The 21721-nt window shown below is 69.1% G+C and carries 18 protein-coding genes and 4 tRNA genes; 4 read left to right on the forward strand and 18 right to left on the reverse strand.

Features of this window, described 5'->3' with window-relative positions; translation table 11 throughout:
* The first annotated feature begins 50 nt into the window (after nucleotides 1-50).
* On the forward strand, nucleotides 51-1298 hold the full coding sequence (locus G555_RS0116515) for a sodium:proton exchanger (protein ID WP_028709705.1): 1248 nt from the start codon (nucleotides 51-53) through the stop codon (nucleotides 1296-1298).
* A gap of 10 nt (nucleotides 1299-1308) precedes the next feature.
* Nucleotides 1309-1980 carry a metal-dependent transcriptional regulator gene (locus tag G555_RS0116520; RefSeq protein WP_028709706.1) on the forward strand — a complete coding sequence of 224 codons (672 nt, stop codon included), beginning with the start codon at nucleotides 1309-1311 and terminating at the stop codon, nucleotides 1978-1980.
* 120 nt (nucleotides 1981-2100) lie between these two features.
* Here G555_RS0116520 and G555_RS0116525 read toward each other — a convergent pair whose 3' ends face one another.
* From G555_RS0116525 to G555_RS0116555, 7 genes are all read right to left on the reverse strand, one after another.
* Entirely contained in the window at nucleotides 2101-3699 is a 1599-nt protein-coding gene (locus tag G555_RS0116525; protein WP_211223302.1) for a PucR family transcriptional regulator, read from the reverse strand.
* Nucleotides 3692-4774, reverse strand: a complete 1083-nt coding sequence (locus G555_RS20830) for an S-methyl thiohydantoin desulfurase domain-containing protein (protein WP_211223303.1) — start codon at nucleotides 4772-4774, stop codon at nucleotides 3692-3694. The genes G555_RS0116525 and G555_RS20830 overlap by 8 nt, the downstream gene beginning before the upstream one ends.
* Before the next feature lie 84 nt (nucleotides 4775-4858).
* Nucleotides 4859-5950 carry an S-methyl thiohydantoin desulfurase family protein gene (locus G555_RS0116535; RefSeq protein ID WP_028709708.1) on the reverse strand — a complete coding sequence of 364 codons (1092 nt, stop codon included), beginning with the start codon at nucleotides 5948-5950 and terminating at the stop codon, nucleotides 4859-4861.
* Entirely contained in the window at nucleotides 5947-7038 is a 1092-nt protein-coding gene (locus G555_RS0116540) for an S-methyl thiohydantoin desulfurase family protein (protein WP_028709709.1), read from the reverse strand. The genes G555_RS0116535 and G555_RS0116540 overlap by 4 nt, the downstream gene beginning before the upstream one ends.
* Nucleotides 7035-8588, reverse strand: a complete 1554-nt coding sequence (locus G555_RS0116545; RefSeq protein ID WP_028709710.1) for a hydantoinase/oxoprolinase N-terminal domain-containing protein — start codon at nucleotides 8586-8588, stop codon at nucleotides 7035-7037. Before G555_RS0116545 ends, G555_RS0116540 begins: the two co-directional genes overlap by 4 nt.
* A gap of 66 nt (nucleotides 8589-8654) precedes the next feature.
* A complete protein-coding gene (locus G555_RS0116550) occupies nucleotides 8655-9992 on the reverse strand; it encodes a purine-cytosine permease family protein (RefSeq protein ID WP_028709711.1) in 1338 nt (445 codons plus the stop codon).
* 373 nt (nucleotides 9993-10365) lie between these two features.
* Nucleotides 10366-10438, reverse strand: a tRNA-Lys gene (locus G555_RS0116555).
* Nucleotides 10439-10561: 123 nt separating this feature from the next.
* On the opposite strand from G555_RS0116555, the gene G555_RS0116560 reads away from it, so the two are divergent.
* Nucleotides 10562-11236, forward strand: coding sequence for a TCP-1/cpn60 chaperonin family protein (locus G555_RS0116560; RefSeq protein ID WP_028709712.1), 675 nt, complete (start codon nucleotides 10562-10564; stop codon nucleotides 11234-11236).
* Between the two features lie 537 nt (nucleotides 11237-11773).
* On the opposite strand, the gene G555_RS0116565 is transcribed toward G555_RS0116560, so the two are convergent.
* The 4 genes from G555_RS0116565 to G555_RS0116580 all read right to left on the reverse strand — a co-directional run bounded on the left by G555_RS0116565 (nucleotide 11774) and on the right by G555_RS0116580 (nucleotide 13662).
* Nucleotides 11774-11847, reverse strand: a tRNA-Phe gene (locus G555_RS0116565).
* A 25-nt stretch (nucleotides 11848-11872) separates the two neighbouring features.
* Nucleotides 11873-11946 (reverse strand) — tRNA-Asp (locus G555_RS0116570).
* 159 nt (nucleotides 11947-12105) lie between these two features.
* A tRNA-Glu gene (locus tag G555_RS0116575) sits at nucleotides 12106-12181 on the reverse strand.
* A 146-nt stretch (nucleotides 12182-12327) separates the two neighbouring features.
* A complete protein-coding gene (locus G555_RS0116580; RefSeq protein WP_156887637.1) occupies nucleotides 12328-13662 on the reverse strand; it encodes an SH3 domain-containing protein in 1335 nt (444 codons plus the stop codon).
* Between the two features lie 258 nt (nucleotides 13663-13920).
* Between G555_RS0116580 and G555_RS0116585 the strand changes: the two genes are divergently transcribed.
* Complete coding sequence (locus G555_RS0116585) at nucleotides 13921-14274, forward strand: metallopeptidase family protein (protein ID WP_028709714.1); 354 nt, start codon at nucleotides 13921-13923, stop codon at nucleotides 14272-14274.
* 95 nt (nucleotides 14275-14369) lie between these two features.
* Here G555_RS0116585 and G555_RS20835 read toward each other — a convergent pair whose 3' ends face one another.
* From G555_RS20835 to G555_RS22470, 7 genes are all read right to left on the reverse strand, one after another.
* Nucleotides 14370-15557, reverse strand: a complete 1188-nt coding sequence (locus G555_RS20835) for a phosphotransferase (protein ID WP_051209530.1) — start codon at nucleotides 15555-15557, stop codon at nucleotides 14370-14372.
* Nucleotides 15554-16480 carry an alpha/beta hydrolase gene (locus G555_RS20840; RefSeq protein WP_245581309.1) on the reverse strand — a complete coding sequence of 309 codons (927 nt, stop codon included), beginning with the start codon at nucleotides 16478-16480 and terminating at the stop codon, nucleotides 15554-15556. Before G555_RS20840 ends, G555_RS20835 begins: the two co-directional genes overlap by 4 nt.
* A 72-nt stretch (nucleotides 16481-16552) precedes the next feature.
* Nucleotides 16553-16753, reverse strand: a complete 201-nt coding sequence (locus G555_RS0116600) for a DUF3073 domain-containing protein (RefSeq protein ID WP_028709715.1) — start codon at nucleotides 16751-16753, stop codon at nucleotides 16553-16555.
* Nucleotides 16754-16865: 112 nt separating this feature from the next.
* A complete protein-coding gene (gene purM / locus G555_RS0116605) occupies nucleotides 16866-17918 on the reverse strand; it encodes a phosphoribosylformylglycinamidine cyclo-ligase (protein WP_028709716.1) in 1053 nt (350 codons plus the stop codon).
* Nucleotides 17918-19378 carry an amidophosphoribosyltransferase gene (purF, locus tag G555_RS0116610; RefSeq protein WP_051209532.1) on the reverse strand — a complete coding sequence of 487 codons (1461 nt, stop codon included), beginning with the start codon at nucleotides 19376-19378 and terminating at the stop codon, nucleotides 17918-17920. Before purF ends, purM begins: the two co-directional genes overlap by 1 nt.
* A gap of 265 nt (nucleotides 19379-19643) precedes the next feature.
* Nucleotides 19644-20519, reverse strand: a complete 876-nt coding sequence (locus G555_RS21570; RefSeq protein ID WP_051209534.1) for a DUF559 domain-containing protein — start codon at nucleotides 20517-20519, stop codon at nucleotides 19644-19646.
* A gap of 479 nt (nucleotides 20520-20998) precedes the next feature.
* A partial coding sequence (locus G555_RS22470; RefSeq protein ID WP_156887640.1) for a DUF4870 domain-containing protein occupies nucleotides 20999-21721 on the reverse strand: 723 nt, incomplete at its 5' end.

Below are 21721 nucleotides of genomic sequence, written 5' to 3' on the forward strand. Positions count from 1 at the left end.
TGTCGTGGCCGGAGTCCTGCGCCGGCCTGCGGCACTGGAGAAGGAAGCCAATGCCTGCTGCACTCGTCCGCCGCATCCTGTTGTGTCTCGCGATCGCGGCGCCCGCCCTGGGGCTTCGCGCATCCGGGATCCGCCTGGCTCCCGTGATCGACATGCTCGTGTTCGGAGCGGCCGTCGTGGCCGCTGCGTTCCTGCTCGCGTGGGCGGCAGAGGCCGCGCAGAAGGACATCTCCGGCACCCTCGCGATCGCGCTGCTGGCGCTCATCGCCGTGCTGCCGGAATACGCGGTCGATCTGTACTACGCGTTCCGGTCCGGGTCCGACCCCGCGTACCTGCACTTCGCCGCAGCCAACATGACCGGCTCCAACCGGCTCCTGCTCGGCTTCGGCTGGCCGCTGGTCCTGATCGTCGCGATGCTCGTCGCGCGCCGGACCGCCACCGCGCAGGGGAAGAAGGCGCCGCACTTCCTCCAGTTGCCGCGCGAGAGCCGGCTGGACGTCGGGTTCCTGGCCGTCCTCGCCATTGTCGCGTTCGCGATCCCGCTTCTCGGAGCCATTCCCGTGTGGTTCGGGGTGGTGCTCATCGCGCTGTTCGCGCTCTACCTGTGGCGCGCCGGTCAGACCCGGGACGACGGTGAGGACGAGTTCGTCGGGGCCGCCGCGCTGATCGCCGACATGCCCACCCGTCCGCGGCGCTGGACGGTCGCGGCGCTGTTCGTCACGTCGGCGGTGGTCATCCTGTTGTCGGCGGAGCCGTTCGCCGAGGCGCTCGTCGGCTCCGGATCGGCGCTGGGGATCGACAGCTACTTCCTGGTCCAATGGCTCGCGCCGCTGGCCTCGGAGGCGCCCGAGTTCATCATCGCCGTCATGTTCGCCCTGCGGGGCATGGGCCCCGCCGCGATCGGCACTCTCATCGCGTCGAAGGTGAACCAGTGGAGCCTGCTGGTCGGATCGCTCCCCCTGGCGCACTTCGTCGGCGGCGGTCCGCTGGAGCTCATGCTGGACGCCCGCCAGATCGAGGAATTCGTGCTCACCGCGACCCAGACCCTCCTCGGCGTGGCGATCATCCTCGCGCTGCGGTTCCATTGGTGGTCAGGCGTCGGTCTCGCCGTCCTTTTCGGCGCGCAGTTCTTCGTCACGGATACGACGGGCCGGTACGTCCTCAGCTCCATTCACGCCGTGCTCGCGCTGGGGTTCCTCATCGCGCATCGGCAAGATATCCTCCCGACGCTCGCCGCGCCGTTCCGACGAGTTCCTGCGGTTCGGGAGGCGGCACCCTCGACGACGGGCCGCAACTAGAGTGGGTGAAATGCCGCACCGTGCGATCACTCGAGTGGTCGAGGATTATGTGACCCTCATCTGGAAGGCCTATGAGTGGCCGGGTCCGGAGCCGACCACCACGGATCTGGCCGCCCGCCTGGGAGTGACCGCCTCGACGGTTTCGGCGAACCTCAAGAAACTCGCGCAGGGTGGATTCATCGACTACGAACCGTACGGGCGGATCGGGTTGACCGAGGCCGGACGCGTCGTCGCCGTCGAGATCGTGCGACGCCACCGCATCATCGAGACCTACCTCCACGAGCAACTCGGTCTGTCCTGGGATCAGGTGCACGACGAGGCGGACCAGTTGGAGCACGCGGTCTCCGAGCTCGTGCTCGCCCGCATGGACGAGGTGCTCGGCCACCCGGAGAAAGACCCCCACGGCGATCCCATCCCGGACGTCCATGGCAATGTCCCCGCGTCGCGGAGCGAGCTGCTCACCGAGGCGATGCCGGGAGCCGACGTCCAGGTCGTGCGCGTCTCGGATCGGTCGCCCGACATCCTCCGGTATCTCGAAGGTCACGGGATCGTGGTCGGGACCCACCTGCAGGTCGTCAGCAGGCATGACGCCGCATCCGCGATCCACGTGGATGTCGGTGGCGCGCCGGTCGAGCTCAGCCTCCACTCCGCGGCGGCGGTCCTCGTGAGCCCCGCCGGGTAGCGCACCCGCCCGCCGAGCGCTCCCAACCTGCCGCTCCGCTCCGCCGAGCGCTCCCGAACTGCCGGAAACCTGCCGGAAACCGGCAGTTGCGGAGCGCTCGGCGCGTCCTGGCGGCGGACGCTACTCGGCGGCGTTCGCCGCGCGAAGCACGCGGCATGCGAGGTGCACGGCGATGCGCGTCTCCGGATCGTCGAGGTCGAGGGCCAGGAGGTCCTGCGCACGGGCGATGCGCGCCGTGACGGTGTTCCTGTGAAGCCCCAGCTCCTGAGCCGTCGCCGCGATGGCGGACTCGTGATCCAGATAGGCGGCGAGAGTGGACAGGAGATCCGGTCCGGCGTCGACCAGGGGGGCGAGGAGCGACCGCGCCATGGGGATGAAGGTATCCGACGACGCCCAGGACAGCATCAACTGCTCGATGCCCAAGGTGTCGGTGCGGACGAACCAGCCCGTGGACGATCGATTCGCGGCGAGCCGGCACGCCTCCACCGCCCGGGCGACGGACGTCGCCAGCCCGCTGCCCCCGACCTCGACCGTTCCGAGGCCCGTGGCGATGTTGGCCGACCGCCGCACCGCCGTGTGAAGTGCACGGAGCGCCGCGACGTGGGCTTCGACCGACGCGGGGCTCGGGGGGCCGGGAAACGTCAGCCAGCCGGTGATCCCCCTGCCGGACGTCGTGGCGTGGGACTCGACCGGGTGGTTCGCCAGCTCGCGGACGACAAGCGTCAGCAGATGCAGATTGTCGACCCGTCCACGCCCGACGCACCGGAACGCCAGGTGGTGCCCCGACATCCGCCACCCGCGATCCAGCATGCGTTGCTCAAGGTCGGGATCGGGATTCCCGTGCTGCTCGAGGAAGTCGCGCAGCAGCCCCGACGAGATCGCCGTGTCGGACACGTCGTTGACCTCGTCGATGAGGAACCGCGCCGCCACGGCCGGCATGGCCACCTCGGCCGCAACGCCCAGCGCCGCGAGCTGCGCGGGGCTCAGCCGGGGGCCGAAGAACGCGATCCGCAGGTTGTCCCGACCGGAATGCACCTCCACCGACGCCGCGCCGCCCGCGGGCAGGGACACGATGTCCAGCCACGTCGAGAAGTCGATCGCGGCATGAACCTCGGGCGGCAGGGTCCCGCCCACCTCGATCAGGGCGCCGAACGGGTCGACCAGGGCGAGGCCGTGGCCGACGCTCGACGACAGATGCCGCAGAAGGTCGAGCAGGCTGGTGGCCCGGTACTTGATCGACTGGGCGACCTTGCGCACGTAGCTGAGAGTGAGGGCGTCCCGGCCTTCCTCGAGCTGCCAGCAGGTCAGGGCGAGCTGCACGGGAGAGTCGACATGGACCACAGCCAGCCCCAGCCGGGCGGCCAGCCGCAGGGCGCTCTCCGTCAGGAGCGCCGTCTCCGGCAGGGCGAGAACCGAGTACCCCTTGTCGGACACGCGGCGGATCAGTGCGTCCTGCTGCCACGAGGCCGTCGGCGGAGGGGACATCAGAATGGCCACGGCCCCGACGCGGACCGTCGGCAGACCGGTCTCCGCGATCGCCATCCGCATGCCGGTCCACGTCACAGTCCCGTCACCGCTCACCAGCCGAAGCCCGCCGTTGTCGGGACCGGCGATCAGAGCGGCCAGGTCGAGGCGGGACGCCACCCCGGCCCGTGACGGCTCGCGCCCGGCCGAGCCGCGAAGCGGGGACTGCGGCGATCGCGCGTCGCGCTCAGTCATCGGGGTCCTCGGCGATGCGGGACGGGGACGCCGGCGGCACGGCGACCGGGTCCAGACCGTCCAGACCATAGGCGCTCGGGCGGACTCTCGCGATCCGGTGCGGCCGCTGGGACCACCATGCCGGGCCGGCGAGCGAGATGACGGCGACATCGGCGAGCCGGGACAGCTCGTCCACCTGCAGGATCCTCCTGGACACCTGCTCCACCATCACGATCACCTCGGGCGACGCGGCGACGACGACCCCGTCCTTCATGAAGGCAAGCGATTCGGAGCGTGCGACGATCCGGCAGACGCAGCCGTCGTCACCGTCGATCTCGATGGTCGAGCTCAACGGATCGGACGCATCCTGCTCGATCTGGCGCACCTGACCCGAGCCGAGCAGAACCCCTCCGAGCTGCTCGGCCAGCGTGGCCCAGGAGGCGTCGCGGTGACGCAGGAACGCCCGTCCCAGCTCCAGGGCCCGCATGTTCGTGCCGACGACGGCGTGCTCAGCCAGGTCCGCGACACAGAAGCCCGCAGCGAGGACGCCCGACACGCCCCCGGCCGCGACGACGGCGGTGCGCATCACCTGTTCGACGTCCTCGGGCCGGCTCGTCTCCATCACCACGACGCCACCGGCGCCCGATCCGCACGCGATCACCAGGCCGGGTAGCCGGTCCACGAACACCGAGAACTGGTCCATACGAGGCAGGGCGCGACCCATGAGGTCGGCGTCGACGAAGGACAGCTCCGGCGCCAGCGACAGGCCGGCCAGCCCGTTGACACCCGCGGCCTCGATCGAGCACACGGCGCCCGGCGGAGTGCCGGTCCAGCGGTGGGCGGCGCTGATCAGATCGGCGAACGGTGCCTCGCCGGGAATCCGTTCCGTCAGCAGGAACGCCGAGCCTGCCATGCCGATGGCGACCACAGGCGTGGCGGGGTCGAGCTCGTCGACGGCGAAGACGGGTCGCGGCCACTGGGTCGAGGTCCGCGCGTTCAGCTCGTAGATCGAGGTCGTGCCACCGCCGCCGGAGCCCAGCAACTCGTAGCCGCGTGCCAATGCGGGCACGTCGGCGACCTCGAGAATCGTCGGCACGTGTTCCAGCCTAGTGAGCCCCGGCCGTGGGGCGCGTGCGAGACGGGGAGCGTTCGAGACGCCGCGAGGCCCGCCGAATCGGTCTCAGTCGCGCGACTCCACCGGAACGAAGCTCTCGCTCAGGCCGAAAGCGACCGGCCCGAACGCCGCGAGCGCGTCCGGAGTCCGCATCATCTCCGGCGTCGAGATGCCGAGGACGCGGACCCGCTGGCCGTAGCGCAGCCCCTCCGTCGTGATCGGCTCGCCCGATTCGATCTCGATCACGCAGATGAGGTCGGGGACGATCGCGACGACCTCGCCGCCTCGTCGCGCGATGAGGTTCTCGTTCTGGAACGAGATCTCACACGTCTCGTCGGTCGAGAACGCGGTGATCGTCGCGCGGCCTTTCGCGAACCCCTCGGTGGTCCGGCGCTCGACGTCGGTGACCTTGCCGGTGAACAGCTCCCGGACGTGCGGGTACAGCGTGGGCGCCAGCGTGTCCGCGATCGCGTCGAGCGCGGGCCGATGGTGGTCCCGGGCGATGCGGATCGCGCGCCCCAGGTCGAGGGCCATCGAGATCGTGCGGGGCACAGCGGTGCGCTTCACCTCCGCGCCCGTCATGGCGTACTCGGCGATGTGCCCGACCCCGCCCAGGCGAATCGTGATCCCACGGGCCAGCCACTCCATCTGCCGGTTGTCGGCACCGGTGTCGATGATGACCTGCTCGCCCCGCTCACCGGCCAGCGCCAGGGGCGAGCCGTTGACGCCGTAGACCGCGAACGTCTCCATGGACAGTTCCGGGAAGGCCCGGCCCATGCCGTCGGCGTCGACGACGGGCAGGCCCGTCTCTGCGGCCACGACAAGGGGGATCATGGAGTTGATGCCACCGCATTCGATGGGCATCGTCGCGTCGGCGGTGCGTCCCAGGTGGGCCTCCAGTGTGCGCAGGGCCAAGGTGGGCTCGGTGCCTGCCGGGATCTTCTCCACCATCACGGTGGGAGCCCCCATCTGCGCCGTGGGGATCACGAACATGTCGTCGTCGAGGTCGTCGGGATCGAGAATGGTGATCTCCCGATCGCCGAGGACGCGCTCGACGAGTTTCGACCCGATGTACGGGTCTCCGCCGCCGCCCGTGCCGAGCAGGGTCGCGCCTCTCGCGAGATCGGGCAGATCCGCAGCGCTGAGCGTCCAGCTCACAGGGCCACCTCGGGATACTCCTCGACCCGGCCGTCGAAGCGGACCGACGGCATGTCGTACCCGAAGTAGCGGGGGCCGACCATGTTCAGGGCCTCGATCCCGTGCCAGCGCGGGTCGCTCGGCGCCGCGACGATCCTCACGCGCTGGCCGTAGCGCAGCGCCTCGGTCGTGATCGGCTCTCCCGAATCCTGCTCGAGCACGATGATGAGGTCGGGAGTGGTCACCAGCACCTGGTCGGCGGTGCGCGCCACGAGGTGCTCGTTCTGGAAGTGCAGGCTCACGGTGGACGACGTCCCCTCGATGCGCGCGGTGCCGCGGGCGAAGCCGGCTGTCGTACCGCGCTCGACGTCCACGACCTTCCCGGCGAAGACCTCCCGCCCGCCCAGGAGGGCCGCCGCGGCGGCCACCGGATCGGCCTTGTCCTGCTGGGCCTGGCGAATGGCGCGGCCGATGCTCAGGCAGTGGGTGAGCGAATCGGGCACGAGGGCCTCGCGGGCCTGGTCGCCGGACATCGGGAATCCGGCGATCATGATCGAACACCCCATCTCGACGGCCGCCACCCGCGCGATCCGCTCGGTCCAGTGATTGCTGATCGTCCGGAGCACTCCCACGTTTCCCTTCTCGTCGGAGAAGGCGAAGGGAGACGTCGTCACGCCGTAGAGGGTCGGGAGCACCATCTGCAGTTCCGGGAACGCCCGGCCCATGCCGTCTCCGTCGACCAGTGGCACGCCGAGCGCGGCCGCGGCCGCCACGGGGATGGTCGAGTTGACCCCCCCGGCCTCGGCGCACGCCACGTGGGTGATCGGGCGGCCGAGGAACGTCGCCAGCGCCTCGACGGGCCGCACGACCTCGTCCAGGCTCGGGAGCTTCTCGACCATGACCGTCGGCGCACCCATCATCGCCACGACCAGCACCAGGGAGTCGGACGGCAGCTCGCCGAGGCTCACCGTCGACACCGGGCCGTGAGTGCTGAGTGCCTGCTGGGCCAGCAGACCCCCGATGTACGGATCTCCGCCACCCCCGGTGCCCAGGACGGCGGCGCCCCGAGCCAGGTCCGCGATGACGTCCGCGGTCATTGCGCCCGTCATCGGGGATCCTCCATCGCGAGGTCGCCGACGGCCTTGACCCTGATCCGTGTCGCGTTGCCGGGGAGGTACGGGATGGGCACCTCGTCGAAGTCGACGATCGTCACGCTCCGGGGGGCTGCACCGGCGGCGATCGCCTTGTCGATCGCCTCGGCGCGGACGGCGTCCAGCGTCTCCTCGCGCTGGCCGGGCGTGACCGCGTACACCTTGTCGATCTCGCCTCCGACCTGGGCGATGGACGCACCGATCGCGTTGGCGACGGCGAAGTTCTCGGGACGATGCACGCCCAGCGACATGGGCAGCTCGGCCGGCAGCAGGATCGATCCGCCTCCCACCGCGACCACGGGGATCGGGTCGGGCGACGTGCGCATCCGATCGACCGCCTCGGCGATCCTGTCGGCGATGCGCGCCAGCACCTTCTCGGCGAACTGCCGGTCGATGTGGGCGACCTTCGCGGGATCCCCGATCGAGGCCGTCCCCGCGGCGACGGCGATGTCGGTGGCCGTGAGCGTCGACCCGCCGAAGACGAGCGCCTCCTCCGTCAGGCGGTACCCCACCGATGCCGGACCGACCTCACCGGTCTCGGTGTCGACGATGGACCCGCCGCCGATGCCCAGGGAGAGGACGTCGGGCATGCGGAAGTTCGTCCTGATGCCGGCGACCTTCACCTCGGCGGTGGTCTCGCGCGGGAAGCCGTTGACCAGGAGCCCGACGTCGGTCGTGGTCCCGCCGACGTCGACGACCGCACACATGTCGAGTCCGCTGGTCAGGGCGGCGCCGCGCATCGAGTTGGTGGGACCGGAGGCGAACGTGGCCACCGGGTAGCGGCGCACGTAGTCCTCGTCCATCAGCGTGCCGTCGTTCTGGCTGAGGAAGATGGGCGCAGCGATGCCCTTCGCGCGGACGGCCGCGGCGAGGCCGTCGACGATCCGGGAGGCGAGTTCGCGCAGCGATGCGTTGATGATCGTCGCGTTCTCGCGTTCGAGCAGGCCGATGCGGCCGATCTCGTGGGACAGCGAGATGGCCACGTCGGGGCCGAGTTCGGACGCCACGATCCCCGCCGCGGTGACCTCGAGGTCGTGGTTGACCGGGCTGAACACGGAGGAGATCGCGACGGAGCGGATGCCGTGGGCCTTCATGTCGGCGGCGTGTTCGCGCAGTTCCTGCGGATCGAGGGGCGAGATCGGGCGACCGTCGTATTCGTATCCGCCGTGCGCGAGATAGGTTCGGGCGCCGATGGCCTTCAGGAGCACCTCGGGCCAGTCGACCATCGGCGGGAGCGCCTTCGTGGCGGGCAATCCGAGCCGCAGCGCTGCCGTGGGCGCCAGGTCCTTGGCCTGGACCAGGGCGTTGATGAAGTGGGTGGTGCCGATCATCACGGCGACGATCTGGTCCCCGCGGAACGGATGGGCATCGTGAAGGACCTCCAGGGCCCGGACGATGCCGCTGGTCACGTCCGCGCTGGTGGAGTGTTTGACTCCGGCGAGGGTGCGCCGGCCGTCCATGAGGACGGCGTCAGTGTTCGTTCCGCCGACGTCGATACCGATGTGCATGAGGCTGAGTTCCCTTTTCCGTGCGTCGTTGTCTGAGGCTGTGAGGACCGGGCCGGGTGCTGCGGCCTAGCCTTGCGCAACCAGTTCCTGCTCCGAGCCGGCGACGGTCTGGGACACACCGATGCCCTTCACCCAGCCGAGCTTGCCGACGACGGTGTACAGAATCATGGACAGCAGCAGGGAGTTCACGGAGGGGATGCCCCAGGTGACGAAGTAGCCGAACACCGAGGAGACCAGCCACACCAGGATTGTGGCGGGAACGAACCGCGGCGCGGTGGCCGGGAGGACGCCCTCGGAGCGCGAGGCGTCGAGATCCTTGCGCCACTTCTTGACGACGAAGTATTCGGCCACCATGATCCCGGCGATGGGCGGGAACGCCACGCTCAGCACGGTCAGGAAGCTCGTGAACATCGACAGGATCCCGGCCGCTGCCAGGATCGATCCGACCACGCCCAGCACGATCGTAGTCGCGACCCGGTGCAGATTCTTGTTGAACGTCGTCGAGATGAAGTTGACCAGGCCGAGGCTCGACGAGTACAGGTTCCAGTCGTTGATCTTCAGGGTTCCGGCGACGACGATCAGCAGGCCCACGAAACCGATGGACGACGTGACGATGGCGACGATGTTGTCCGTTCGGACGGCGAGGGCCAGCAGCACGCCGGACAGTCCGATGACGAACTCGCCGAGCGAGACGCCGACGACGGTCTGCTTGACGACGTCCGCGCCGGACCGGTTGAACCGTGTCATGTCCGACGTGATGATGGCGCCGACGATCAGGCCGCCGGCGACGATCCCGGTGCCCTGCCAGACCGACAGCGCGGGTCCCGCCGGCTCGGCCGTGATCAGTTCGGCCAGGGAGTGCTTCTGAAGCTCGGAGATCACCGACCAGCCCACGAGGATGAGGAACAGCGGCACGGTGACGTTGGCCAGCCACTGCATTCCTCCGAACCCGAACACCACGATGGCCGTGACGATGAGGCCGAAGAGCAGGCTCCACGCCCACACGGGCAGGGTGTTCGGCACGAGCGCATCGAGCGACTCCGCCGAGATGGCGCTCTGGATGCCGAACCAGCCGATGAGGCTCACCGCGATCGCCAGGCCGACGAGGGACGCGCCGATCTCGCCGAAGCCCGTCCACCGCGCCAGCAAGGAGGTGTTGAGGCCCTCCCGCTGGCCGATGATGCCGACCACGCACATGATCACTTCGAGGATGATCGAGCCGAGCAGGAATGCCAGGACGGCGTTCAGGAAGCTCATGCTGTAGCCGAGAGTCGCACCCAGAAGGAACTGGGACAGCGCGGACACCTGGCCGAATCTCTGGACAGCGATACCGAACCAGTGCCGCTGGGCTGAGGGTGTCACTCGCGCGAGGGCGAAGTCGTCTGCATGCTGCGTGCGGGCCATGTGAGCGTCCTTTGAACTCGGAAACGGACAGGCTCACGGTATCGAGGCCATCACCTCTATCGACTATGCATATTGCACGAATCTGATTTATCTCTGTGCTGATTGCACACTACGCGGACGCCGGGCGGGCACGCACGGGGGGGTGTGCCTCCCCCGACGGGGCCCGCACTTCGGCGAGCCGACCACCGTGGCGCTGCCCGCCGCCGATCGCAGCGACCGCCCGGGGCTCGCCGCCGGTGTTCGACGACACCGATTCAGGATCACGACCCCGCACGATCACCCGGACCGGGCCGCCACGACGACGCCGGCCGAACCAGGACCGCAGGCGCTCCAGCGCCGGGCGAAACGCCCTGCAGGTATGGGACACGAGTAGTGGGCCCCGTGGGAATCGAACCCACAACCCGCGGATTAAAAGTCCGCTGCTCTGCCGATTGAGCTAGAGGCCCCGGGGTACGCCCCGTCTCTCCCATCCTACGGGGGACGCGAGGGATCGGCATCTCGGGACCCGCCCCGCGCAGGCGCGTCCGCCAACCCCGGTGACGCGCCCATCACTGTGGCAGGCTTTCGTCATGGAGGCGTGGCAGATCGGTCTCATCGTGTTCGCCATCGTCGGCGCCGCGGCCCTCGTGCTCGCGTACCGGCGGGACAGGACGACCGCCGCGCGCGTGAAGGAGGCCCTGCGCAATCCGCCGGATCGGCAGATCCCCGGCCTGGATCCGGCGACGTCCGCCCCGCACTACCTCACGGACGCGGAATCGCGGCAGTCGCCGGCCGGTGCGCCGTCCACCGACCTGAATGCCGAACAGCGCAAGGCTCTACACGACCGGCTCGACACGACCGAGGTCGCACGCATCCCCGGCGGCTACCCGCAGCGCGAGTTCGCGACCGACTCCCCCACCGGCTGGGCCGTGCTGGACGACCCGCTCGTGCTCGTTTCGTCCGACGAGATCACCGCGATGCGCGAGCTTCTGCCCGTCCTTGCGCTCCTCGACGAGCATCCCCTCGTCGTTGTCGCGCCCGGTTTCACCGCCGACGTGGTCGACACGCTGCGCGCCAACAAGACCCGCCGGGCGCTTTCGGTCTGCCCGGTGATCACCGACCACGGCCCGGCGGCGCTCGCGGACCTCGTGGACGGACGGCCGCTGACCGCGGCCGACCTCCAGGCCGGATACGTCCCGCGGGACGCGCTCGGACGCGCCCGCCGCTGGATCAGCGACGCGAAACAGTCCTGGATCGTGGTCTGAGCCGGCCGCGAACCCGGGCGGCCCACGCCGGAGGTCGGTGCCGCAAGCCCTCCCCGCCGACGACAAGCCCGCCAACTGACCTCCGTGTCCCCGGCCTCGCCGGGCGCGACATCCGGCCTGGTGCATGGGCACCGAGCCCGCACGGACAGATCGCGCGGACCCGCCGCCCGCCCCGCGCGATCCGCGACGGTGCCGGTGGGTTCCTCTCTTCTCGGGGTCGGGGCACCCGCCAGGTTGTGAGGCATACGAAGCCGTCCCGGCCGGCCGGGACGGAGTGACCGCCACGTTGCACGGGTCAGGGTGCCTCTGATGCGAGGTCGTATGCCTCACAACCTGGCGGCCACCTCTCGCGGCCACGTCCACAGGGGCTGGCATGCCTCACAACCTGGCGGTCACAGAACCGACGGCTCCGCACCATCCACAGCGCGCGGCGTCCTGTTCTCTCGATGCGGAAGCCATCAGGCGACGGGCGACCTCAAGCGGCCGTTCGAAGGGGAGGATCAACCGGGCTCGACGAGCCGACCGACGGGATCACTGTGGCCAGGGCCGGGGTCGAACCGGCGACCTTTCACTTTTCAGGCGAACGCTGCTACCAGCTGAGCTACCTGGCCGTCGGGATGCTTGAAACATCCCCCGCGACCCCGACGGGACTTGAACCCGCGACCTCCGCCGTGACAGGGCGGCGCGCTAACCAACTGCGCCACGGGGCCTTGTGACTGGCCTCAGCCAGCCCGAGAAACTATAGCGTACCGGGTCAGCCCGTGCGAATCGCCTTCGGTGCGACCCACACGGCGAAATCCCGTCCGCGAGCACGTGCCGGAAACAGCGCCTCTGGCACCTTCGGAGGCGCGCTCGCCGGCGATCACACGTGGCATCCCCAACCGGATTCGAACCGGCGCTGCCGCCTTGAAAGGGCGGTGTCCTAGGCCGCTAGACGATGGGGACCTGCCGGGTAACGATACCAACCGGGGCCGGGGCCCCCAAACGTGCGCCGAGGACGGACAGGACATCCACGACCCGCCCGAAACGTGTCCGCCGCTCCCGGAGAGGGGATCCGGGAGCGGCGGCGGGGGGAAAGTACAGGCCGGGCGTCAGGAGTAGATGGCCAGGCCCTTCACGGTCACGTGGACATGGTCCTTGTGATTGGCGGTGTCACCGCCGCGATCGGCCATCGAACGCCAGCCTTCGGCGTCGCGGCTGATGTTCCAGATCTTCTGATCGAAGATGATGTACTGGATGTCGAGTTCCTTGGCATGCGCCCGCAGGTACTTCGCGATCGTCCAGCCCAGCGCGTTGTTGGACTTGTAGCTCGGCAGCATGCAGTCGACCGCGTGCCCGGAGGGATGATCCGGGAGTGAGTCGGATCGCACGCCGTAGAACGTCACGATCTTCGGGTAGTTCTTGTGGACGACGTTGACGATGTTCTTCGCCGTGGCCACCAACCCGGTCAGCCCGACGGACCCGCCACCGCTGTAGGTCCCCGAGGAGGACGACGACGAGGACGTGCTGGGCTTCGTCGTCGACAGGTACGACATCGACGCCCAGTACAGGCCACCGTTGTACTTCACCTGCGCGAGGTTGTTCTGAACCTTCCCGGTGAGCTGCAGCGCCATCCCCTTCGGTGCCACGCCGATGATCTTGGACGACGGCGAGGACGTCTGCCGGATGTTGAGGTTCGCGGTGGTGTACCGCGTGACCGTCGTCGTCGTGGACGTCGTGGTCTTCGCCGGCTGGGATGCGGTGTACTGCTTCACGCAGCTCGCGTTGAGCCATCGCGCAGCGCCCTGCCACACGATCTGGACGACGCCGTTCGTCTTCACGCCGGTGAGCTGCACCGTCGTGCCCTTGGCGATGGTCGTGATCCGCGTGTACTTCGTCGCCGACGTCGAGCGGACGTCCACGGCACAGGTCGTCACACCGGTCGCGGTCACCTTGAGCGTCGTGCTGGACGTCGTCAGGTAGCCGGCCGCGACCCAGCGCCGCTGGCCGCTGTAGGTGATCTGGGCCCAGTTGCCGGATGTGGTGCCCGTGAGCGACACCGTCGTGCCGGACTTCAGGGTGCCCACCACCGTGTATCCCGTGCCGGGGCCGGTGCGCACGTTGAGACTCGCCGTCGTCTTCATGGTCGACGCCTTGGTGGTCGACGTGCCCGACGACACGGTCGTGCCGGCCACCTTGAGGTAGGTGGAGTAGATGTATGCGGTCTTGCCGTTGAACGTCACAGGGGTCCAGCCCTTGGCGCTGGACCCTTTGGTCTGGATCTTCTGTCCCTGGTAGAGAACCCCGAGAATTGCCGACGATGTGCTGGCCTTCGACCGGATGTTGACGGCGGTCGTGGCCGTCACGGTCTGGGTCGCCGCGATCGCCTGCGTGCCGAGGATGACCCCCCCGACTCCCCCGAGCAGGCTGGCGGAAACGCCGGCCACGACCAACCCCTGGACTGCGCGTCGTGCGCCCACTGTGGGTCCTTTCGTTCCGATGTCGTGAGGACGCCGTGAGGGTGGGCGGGTGCCCCACCTTCTCTCAGCAGCGCCTCAGGTCTCTCAGGACTTTAAGGACCGGATTCTCGGCGCGACAAGCTAAAGGTGAGGTTTAGGCCTCGATTTCAAGCCGACACGCCGGATCGAAGATTAAAAATACAGCCATGTAATTCGACTCTTCGGACGCCCTTGTAGAGTGCCCACGTGGCCGTCGAGATGAGCGAGCAGGAATTCGAGTCCCTCGTCGACGACGCCCTCGACCAGATCCCCGGCGAACTCCTCGAACTCGTCGACAATTGCCTCCTCCTGATCGAGGATGTGCCTCCCGACGGCGACATCGAGCTGTTCGGCCTGTACGTCGGAGTCCCTTTGACCGAACGCGGTTCGGACACTCTGCTCACGCAGCCGGACCAGATCTTCATCTATCGCCGCCCGATTCTCGCCGCCTGCAGAACCGACGAGGAGGTGGCGCACGAGATCGCCGTCACCGTCGTCCACGAGATCGGCCACTACTTCGGGATCGACGAATCCCGGCTGCACGAACTCGGCTGGGGCTGACCCCACCGACCACCACCCTCGGCATGCCGGATACGCCCGGCGCCCGGCCCTTGGCGGGACATCTCATGTGAACCCCGACTTGAGACCTGTGCGATTCAGCGATTCCCGCTCTCAGCGCGCAGCAACCAGCTACGAGCGATATCGAACCTCTGCTCGCCGCTTCGCCCCTGCGCTCCCGCGACAAGGCTGAGGACCACCGCAGCGACCCGCGCGCGCAACCCCGCCACGGACGGCACGAGGCTCTCGAAGACGTCCGCCCAGGCGTCCACCACCGGTTCGATGCCGCGGAAATGCCGCGGCGACACGACCGGGAGGACTGCAAGATGGCCGAGCAGGCACGCGAGGTCGTCCTCCCGGTGGCCCGGTCCGAGCGCATCCACGTCGATGAGCTGCCGTGGACCGCCGTCGGCCACGAACACGTTGGCCTCGTAGAAGTCTCCGTGCGTCGGAACCAGCGGACCCACCGGCTCGGAGTCGACGACGCGTTGCACGCGCCCGGCCAGATCGGCGATCTCGGTGCGACGACCGGGGTGCACGGCGGCGGCCGCCTCACTGTGGAAGTCCAGGTGGTCGACCCAGGCCGGACGCGACGAGAGACCCATGACCCGGTTCGGCAGCCGGTCGAGCAGCGCCACGATATCGACCGGGTCCGGCAGCGGCGATGTCCCTTCCAGTGCGGAAGCGAGCGTCGCGGTCAGGGACGCACCGTCAGCCGCCGCCAGCAGTACCGTGCCCGGCGCCGGCGTGCCGAGAACCGCGGGCGAGAGTGATGCCTCCGACATGATGAGGTGACGATCGATGAGTTCGGCCAGCCGCGTCGGGCGAACCACCTTGGCGAACCACAGGCGTTCCCCGGCGGCGTACCTCAGGACCGCCCGGCGGATCGGCCGGTAGGCCGTCATCTTCGCCTCGACCGGGTACGCGTCCAGCCACAGCGACACGACATCGGTGTCGCACGCCGGCCGCAGCCCGGGAAGGTACGGATCATCGGGGTGGCGCCACACCGACACCTCGGTTCCCCCCACCGGTACGGTGGCGACCTGCGCCGCGGCAGGCAACCGGGCCGTCGTGGCGATGAGGTAGACGCCGCCGACGCGTCCGTCCGCCCGATAGCTCACGCTGAAGCCGGCGCTGACGTCGACACCGGGCCGGTGATGGAGCCGGTGCAGCGACGCCTCGACGGCATCGGCCGGCGTGCCCAGCGTCGCCAGAGCCGCCCTCAAGGGCTGCGCCATGTCGCCGGTCCGGAACGCGGTCAGGAGGGCGGCGTCCCCGTCGCTCACGATGCGGCCCCCACCGGTCCGTACGCGGTCAGCCAGCGATCCACCTCGTGCCACAGTCGCTTCCGGACCGGTGGCTCGGACAGGGTCACGTCGTGCATCGCCCCGGGGATCCGCACCACCGTGACGACCTCCCCGAGCCGGACGGCGCGAGCGGCGATCTGAGTCACATCCAGCACGGTGTCGGCCCGGCGCATCGCCGGATCCCAGCGGACCCGGAAGTCGCTCCGCGTCGATGCGAGCACCAGCACCGGACAGTCGATGTGCAGGCCGGCGGCGACGCGTTCATGACCATGCAGGACGGCCGACATCCAACCGGCGCGAATCGGGACGTGCGCCTCCGGCTTGAGACGGAAATCGTAGTTCCACTGACCGCCGTACTTCGCGTGGAGCGACTTCGCGTACAGGTTCACCTCGGGCAGAGGAAGGACCGCGGAGGGTGCGCGGACGCCGATCTGCGACACGAGCGGCGCCGCCAGGGAGCGCACGACCCAACTCCCCTGCATGTCGAGCCAGGGCGAGTTGAGGATCAGCGCCGACAGAAGACCCGGGTTCCGGTCGGCCCACAGCGCCACCGACAACCCGCCCGTGGAGTGCCCCATGACGACGAGCTCGCGGTGCTCGGCGAGAAGGATGCTCGCCGCCAGGTCGAACTCGACCTCGTAGTCGTCCAGGTCGGTGATGTAACCCGCCATGTGCCCCGGACGCGCACTCCTCCCGCAGCGACGCAGGTCCAGCGCATAGAACGAGTACCCCAGCGCAGCGAAGTGCTCCGCCACATGGGCATGGAAGAAGTAGTCGTTCCAGCCGTGGACGTACAGGACGGCGCGGTCACGCTTCTCACCGTCGCGTCGTACCAGACTGGCCTGCAGCGCCTCGGCTGGCTCCCCCTCGTCGGGGGCAACGGCCAAAGGCAGATCTCTCACCGAGAACCCAGGAAGGAGATCAGGTCGCCACACCGCGTCCACGCGGAGCGTTCCGTTTCGGGGCTAGGCCTCTTAGCTGATCCGCCGCGACTCGCCGGGCGACTCGCCGTAATCGCCATCAGCGTAGTCGGCGTACTGATCCGGCACTTCATCCGCTTCGGCATCCCCACCGCGGAGCTCCCGCTCCAGGGCGTCGAAGTCGGTATCGATCGGACGATACTTGAGATCACGAGCAACTCGCGTCTGCTTCGCCTTTGCACGGCCGCGCCCCATGTGTCGGGTCAGCCCCCTCAACTCGTTCGCGGTCTAGCCGCGGCAATGTGAACGTCTATTCGTGAGTCAAAGGTTACCCAATGATCGGGGGTGCGCAAAGCACCCCTCACCCCTAGGGACGGTGCGACCCCACGACACGAACACCACTACCGTGGGGGTTGACGGCCACCGTTCCCACCTGCCAGGAAGCGATTCCTCGCTCGTCCAGGAGCCGGATCGCGGCCGCGACGCTGTCGGCGGGCAGGACGGCGACCATCCCGACACCCTGGTTCAATGTGGCCTCGATGTCGGGCTGTGACACCTGCCCCACCTCGGCGACAAGCTGGAACACGGCCGGCGGCGTCCACGTCGAACGGTCCACGACAGCTTCGAAACCGGCCGGGATGACCCGGGCCAGGTTCGCGGCCAGGCCCCCGCCCGTGATGTGGCTGAAGGCGTGCACCTCGGTCGCCGCGGCAAGCGCGAGGACATCCTTCGCGTACACCCGCGTCGGGTTGAGCAGGACTTCGCCGAGCGTCCCGCCGAGTTCGGGAACCTCCGCCTCCAGAGCCCACCCCGCGTCCGCGAACACGCGGCGGACGAGGGAGTATCCGTTCGAGTGCAGCCCGGAACTCGCCAGCGCCAGCAGCGCATCGCCGTCGGCCACCCGCTCGGGACCCAGGATCTCGTCGCGCTCCACGACGCCCGTCGTCGCGCCGGCGATGTCGTACTCGTCGGGTTCCATGAGGCCCGGATGCTCGGCCGTCTCGCCGCCCAGAAGGGCACAGCCCGCGACGACGCACGCCGCCGAGATGCCCTCCACGATCGCCGCGATGCGCTCGGGGACCACCTTCCCGCAGGCGATGTAGTCGGTCATGAACAGCGGCTCGGCGCCGACCACGACCAGGTCGTCCACGAGCATCCCCACGAGGTCGAAGCCGATCGTGTTGTGGATGCCCATCGCCTGGGCGATCGCGACCTTCGTCCCGACCCCGTCGGTGGACGTCGCGAGGACGGGGTGACGGAAACGGGTCAGCGGCGCCGCATCGAAGAACCCGGCGAACCCGCCGAGTCCGCCCAGCACCTCGGGGCGCCGGGTCGCGGCGACATGCTGGCGCATGAGTTCGACGGCGCGGTCGCCTGCGGCGGTGTCGACCCCTGCGGCGGCGTATGCGGAGGGCACCATCACCCGTTCACCTCTTCCAGGCCCATCTCTGCGAGCCGTTCACGCGGGACATCGACGAGATACTCGCCGCTGAAGCAGGCCGTGCACAGCATGCGTTTGGCTATGCCCGTGGATGCGATCAGCCCTTCGAGCGAGATGTAGCCCAGCGAGTCGGCTCCGATGGAGCGCGCGATCTCGTCCACCGACAGGCCGGGGGCGATGAGCTCGGCGCGGGTCGCGAAGTCGATGCCGAAGAAGCACGGCCACTGCACCGGCGGCGACGAGATCCGCACATGCACCTCGGCCGCGCCGGCCTCGCGCAGCATCTTGATGAGTGCCCGCTGGGTGTTGCCGCGAACGATCGAGTCGTCCACGACCACCAGGCGACGCCCGGCGATGACGTCCCGGAGTGGATTGAGCTTGAGCCGGATCCCCAACTGGCGGATCGTCTGGCTGGGCTGGATGAACGTGCGCCCGACGTAGGCGTTCTTCACCAGCCCCATGCCGTACGGGATTCCCGAGCCCTGGGCGAAGCCGATGGCCGACGGCGTCCCCGACTCGGGCACGGGGATGACGAGGTCGGCGTCGGCCGGGGCCTCGGCCGCCAGGGTGCGCCCGATCTCGACCCGCGCCGCATGTACGCTGCGGCCGGCGATGGAGGTATCGGGGCGTGCCAGATACACATACTCGAACAGGCAGCCGTGCGGCTCGGGTTCGGCGAACCGCTGCGAACGCAGCCCGCCGGCGTCGATGGTGATGAGCTCGCCCGGCTCGACCTCGCGGATGAACGATGCACCGACGATGTCGAGCGCTGCGGTCTCGCTGGCGACCACCCAGCCGCGTTCCAGGCGCCCCAGGACGAGCGGACGGAACCCGTGGCGGTCGCGGGCGGCGTACAGCGACTGCTCATTCATGAACACAAACGAAAAAGCCCCCGCCAGGCGGGGGAGGATGCGCAGCGCCGCCTTCTTCAGGCCGGCCTCGGCGAACGCCGACATGAGCGCGGTGACGACGGAGGTGTCGGAGGTGGAGTCCATGCGCTTCTTCGGGGGGACCTGCTCGCCCGTCGCCTCGCGGAGCAGCTCCTCGAGCTCGCTCGTATTGGTGAGGTTGCCGTTGTGGGCAAGGGCGATTCCTCCGCCGGAGGCCGCGCGGAACGTGGGTTGCGCATTGCTCCATTCGCTCGACCCGGTCGTGGAGTAGCGGGTGTGCCCGATGGCGAGATGTCCGGTCAGGCTGTTGAGCGTCGGCTCGTCGAAGACCTGGGAGACCAGGCCCATGTCCTTGAAGACCATGATCCGGTCGCCGTTGCTCACCGCGACCCCGGCCGACTCCTGACCACGGTGCTGAAGGGCGAACAGGCCGTAGTAGGTGAGCTTCGCGACCTCCTCACCCGGCGCGAAGACTCCGAAGACCCCGCAGTGATCCCTCGGCCCGGGATCGTCGACGAGGTCGTCACCCAGCCCATCAGATGGCAGCACGTGACGAACTCTACCTGTCCCTCGCGGACGGGCCCGCCGGATGTCACCACCGTGCACGGCGAGGGAACCCCCGGCACCCGCTGACCGGCGGCTTCGGACCCTTGGGCACTCGGGCCACGTGGGCGGGAACCCCCGACACCCGCTGACCGGCGGCTTCGGCGTGACAGACCGCCCGGTTCAGGCGCGGGGGCGACCCCTGCGCCCCGCCTCAACCGACTCCTGGCCGGAATGTCACACCCGGCGGCGGGACTCGGCCCCCGCCGTCTCAGCATTCGGCGCGCAGGCCACGCCGGATCACCCGAATCACTCCTTCCGGATCGTCGCGCAGCATCGCCACGGTGAACCGGAGCACGCGATAGCCGTGTGTTACGAGGAGGTTCTGCCGCTCCCGGTCCTGCTCGAACGCCGTCGGTCCGGTGTGGAACTCGCGGCCGTCAACCTCCAGAACGAGCCTGCCCTCGGGCAGCAGGACGTCCGGTCGCACCACCTGTCCCTCGAGTCGCAGCGGCACGTTCGCGACCCAGCCACCGATACGTGCCCGCTTCAGGAGCCGGTGCAACTCCCGCTCGGCGTATGAGTAGGGCGCCGACAGGCTGGCGGTGACGACACGCCGCCGGACAGGATTCCCGCGGGTGTGCCGGAACAGTGGCAGCACGGCCGAGAACTGCGCCGGGTCGGCGTGCTGCTCGCGAAGCAGGTCGTCGATCGCACGTCCGTCGTCGTGACCCGCACGATCGACCGCGGCCATCACAGGGGTAGCGATGCGGATTCCGCCCCCGGCGACGCGCGCGCCGTGGACCCGCCTGCGGAACCGCACGCGTCCTCTCGGACGCGCTCGGACAGGGCGATCCACGACGACCCGGCCGAGTTCGCCGGCGCGTGCCGGGATCGATCCGTTGTGGAACATGCGCGCGGTGTCCCCGCTGATCACACCGTCGCGCTTCCAGGCACACAGTGCCCGGAGCCAGATCTCACTGCCCTGTTCGGTTCCCGCAACGACATACACACCGGGAAACACCCGCACCAGCGCACCGGCGGTCACCAGTCGCCACACGGTCGAGCGCAGGCGTCGCCAGGATCGGATGGCGAGCACGCCGTGCTCCGCTTCGAGGATCGCCTCGACGAGTTCTCTTCCTCTCATGCCCTGGACATGCGCCCGCTGACGACGGATCGGTCGACCGGACTGTCGAGCTGTGGACGGGACATTCCGGCCGTCGAACCTGTGGACAACCGCCTCCGCGGCCAGATGGGATGGATGCGGTGCCGCAATGTCACGCGCCACGGATCGCCTGTGCGCCGCCACCTCCGTCCTTCGGCGAGTCGACGCACGCGACCGCTCGAAGAAACGTGACACGTCGACCCGAAAAGCTCGGCGGCACCCGGGACACGCCCTGCTCATCGCGCGAAAGGGGCGCAATGTCACACGCCGGGGCGGCGGCCGCCGGGTACCACCCGCCTACCGCCGACCGGCGGCCAATGGACTTGCGACCAGCGGACGAGCCGGCGCCGCGGCCGCGGCCGCCTTCGGACGATCCCCCGCGTGTCCTGACTCGACTCCAGACAGCACGAACAAGGGGGCCCCGGCCGCACCGCCCGGAGCCCCCTTGTCGATCTGCTGGGTTACTTGAGGAACTTGATGGAGAACGGGTAGGTGTACACCTTGCCCTTGTTCGCCTCGACCGCCCCCATGATGTGGAAGATGAGCCCGACGATCCAGATGACCGGGTAGGTGAGGAAGCCGACCCCGACGAACATGAGGATGAACGACACCACGTAGCCGATCAGCAGCGTGAGCTCGAAATTCAGCGACTCATTCGAGTTCTGCTTCACGAACTGGCTCTCGTTGCCCTTCATCGTCAGCGTCAGGACCGGGCCGATGAAGCCGATGATGATCGCCGACCAGTGCGCTGCCGTGCCCCAGGTCAGATCGTCGGCGTTGCGCGGCACGGCGGCACCGTGCGGCACCGGTGGCTCGACCTGGCCGGGAGCGATCGGATACCCGGGCTGCTGGTACTGGGCCGCGCCCGCCGGCGGGTAGGCCTGCTGGGCGTACTGGGCATTCGGGTCGCCGTAGCCAGGCTGCGCGTACGCCTGCTGCGCCCCCGGATCGGGCTGGCCGTACCCGGGCTGCGGCTGGGCGTACGGATCTGCGGCGGGCGCACCATACGACGCCTGGGCAGCGTACGGATCGGTCGCTGCGCCACCGTACGACGCCGCGGCTGCCGGCGGTTGTCCATACGGATCAGCGGGAGCCGACGCCTGACCATACGGATCAGCAGGAGCCGACGCCTGACCATACGGATCAGCAGGAGCCGACGCCTGACCATACGGATCAGCAGGAGC

Origin of the sequence: Propionicicella superfundia DSM 22317 (assembly GCF_000423465.1) — a bacterium.
GTDB classification, from domain to species: Bacteria; Actinomycetota; Actinomycetes; order Propionibacteriales; family Propionibacteriaceae; genus Propionicicella; species Propionicicella superfundia.

Coding starts and splice junctions, on each gene's coding strand:
- G555_RS0116560 (WP_028709712.1), top strand. CDS start 10,562: ATGGAGGCGTGGCAGATCGGTCTCATCGTGTTCGCCATCGTCGGCGCC.
- G555_RS21570 (WP_051209534.1), bottom strand. CDS start 20,519: ATGAGAGGAAGAGAACTCGTCGAGGCGATCCTCGAAGCGGAGCACGGC.
- purM (WP_028709716.1), bottom strand. CDS start 17,918: ATGGTGCCCTCCGCATACGCCGCCGCAGGGGTCGACACCGCCGCAGGC.
- G555_RS0116525 (WP_211223302.1), bottom strand. CDS start 3,699: ATGACTGAGCGCGACGCGCGATCGCCGCAGTCCCCGCTTCGCGGCTCG.
- G555_RS0116600 (WP_028709715.1), bottom strand. CDS start 16,753: ATGGGGCGCGGCCGTGCAAAGGCGAAGCAGACGCGAGTTGCTCGTGAT.
- G555_RS0116515 (WP_028709705.1), top strand. CDS start 51: ATGCCTGCTGCACTCGTCCGCCGCATCCTGTTGTGTCTCGCGATCGCG.
- G555_RS0116540 (WP_028709709.1), bottom strand. CDS start 7,038: ATGACGGGCGCAATGACCGCGGACGTCATCGCGGACCTGGCTCGGGGC.
- G555_RS0116545 (WP_028709710.1), bottom strand. CDS start 8,588: ATGCACATCGGTATCGACGTCGGCGGAACGAACACTGACGCCGTCCTC.
- G555_RS0116550 (WP_028709711.1), bottom strand. CDS start 9,992: ATGGCCCGCACGCAGCATGCAGACGACTTCGCCCTCGCGCGAGTGACA.
- G555_RS0116520 (WP_028709706.1), top strand. CDS start 1,309: ATGCCGCACCGTGCGATCACTCGAGTGGTCGAGGATTATGTGACCCTC.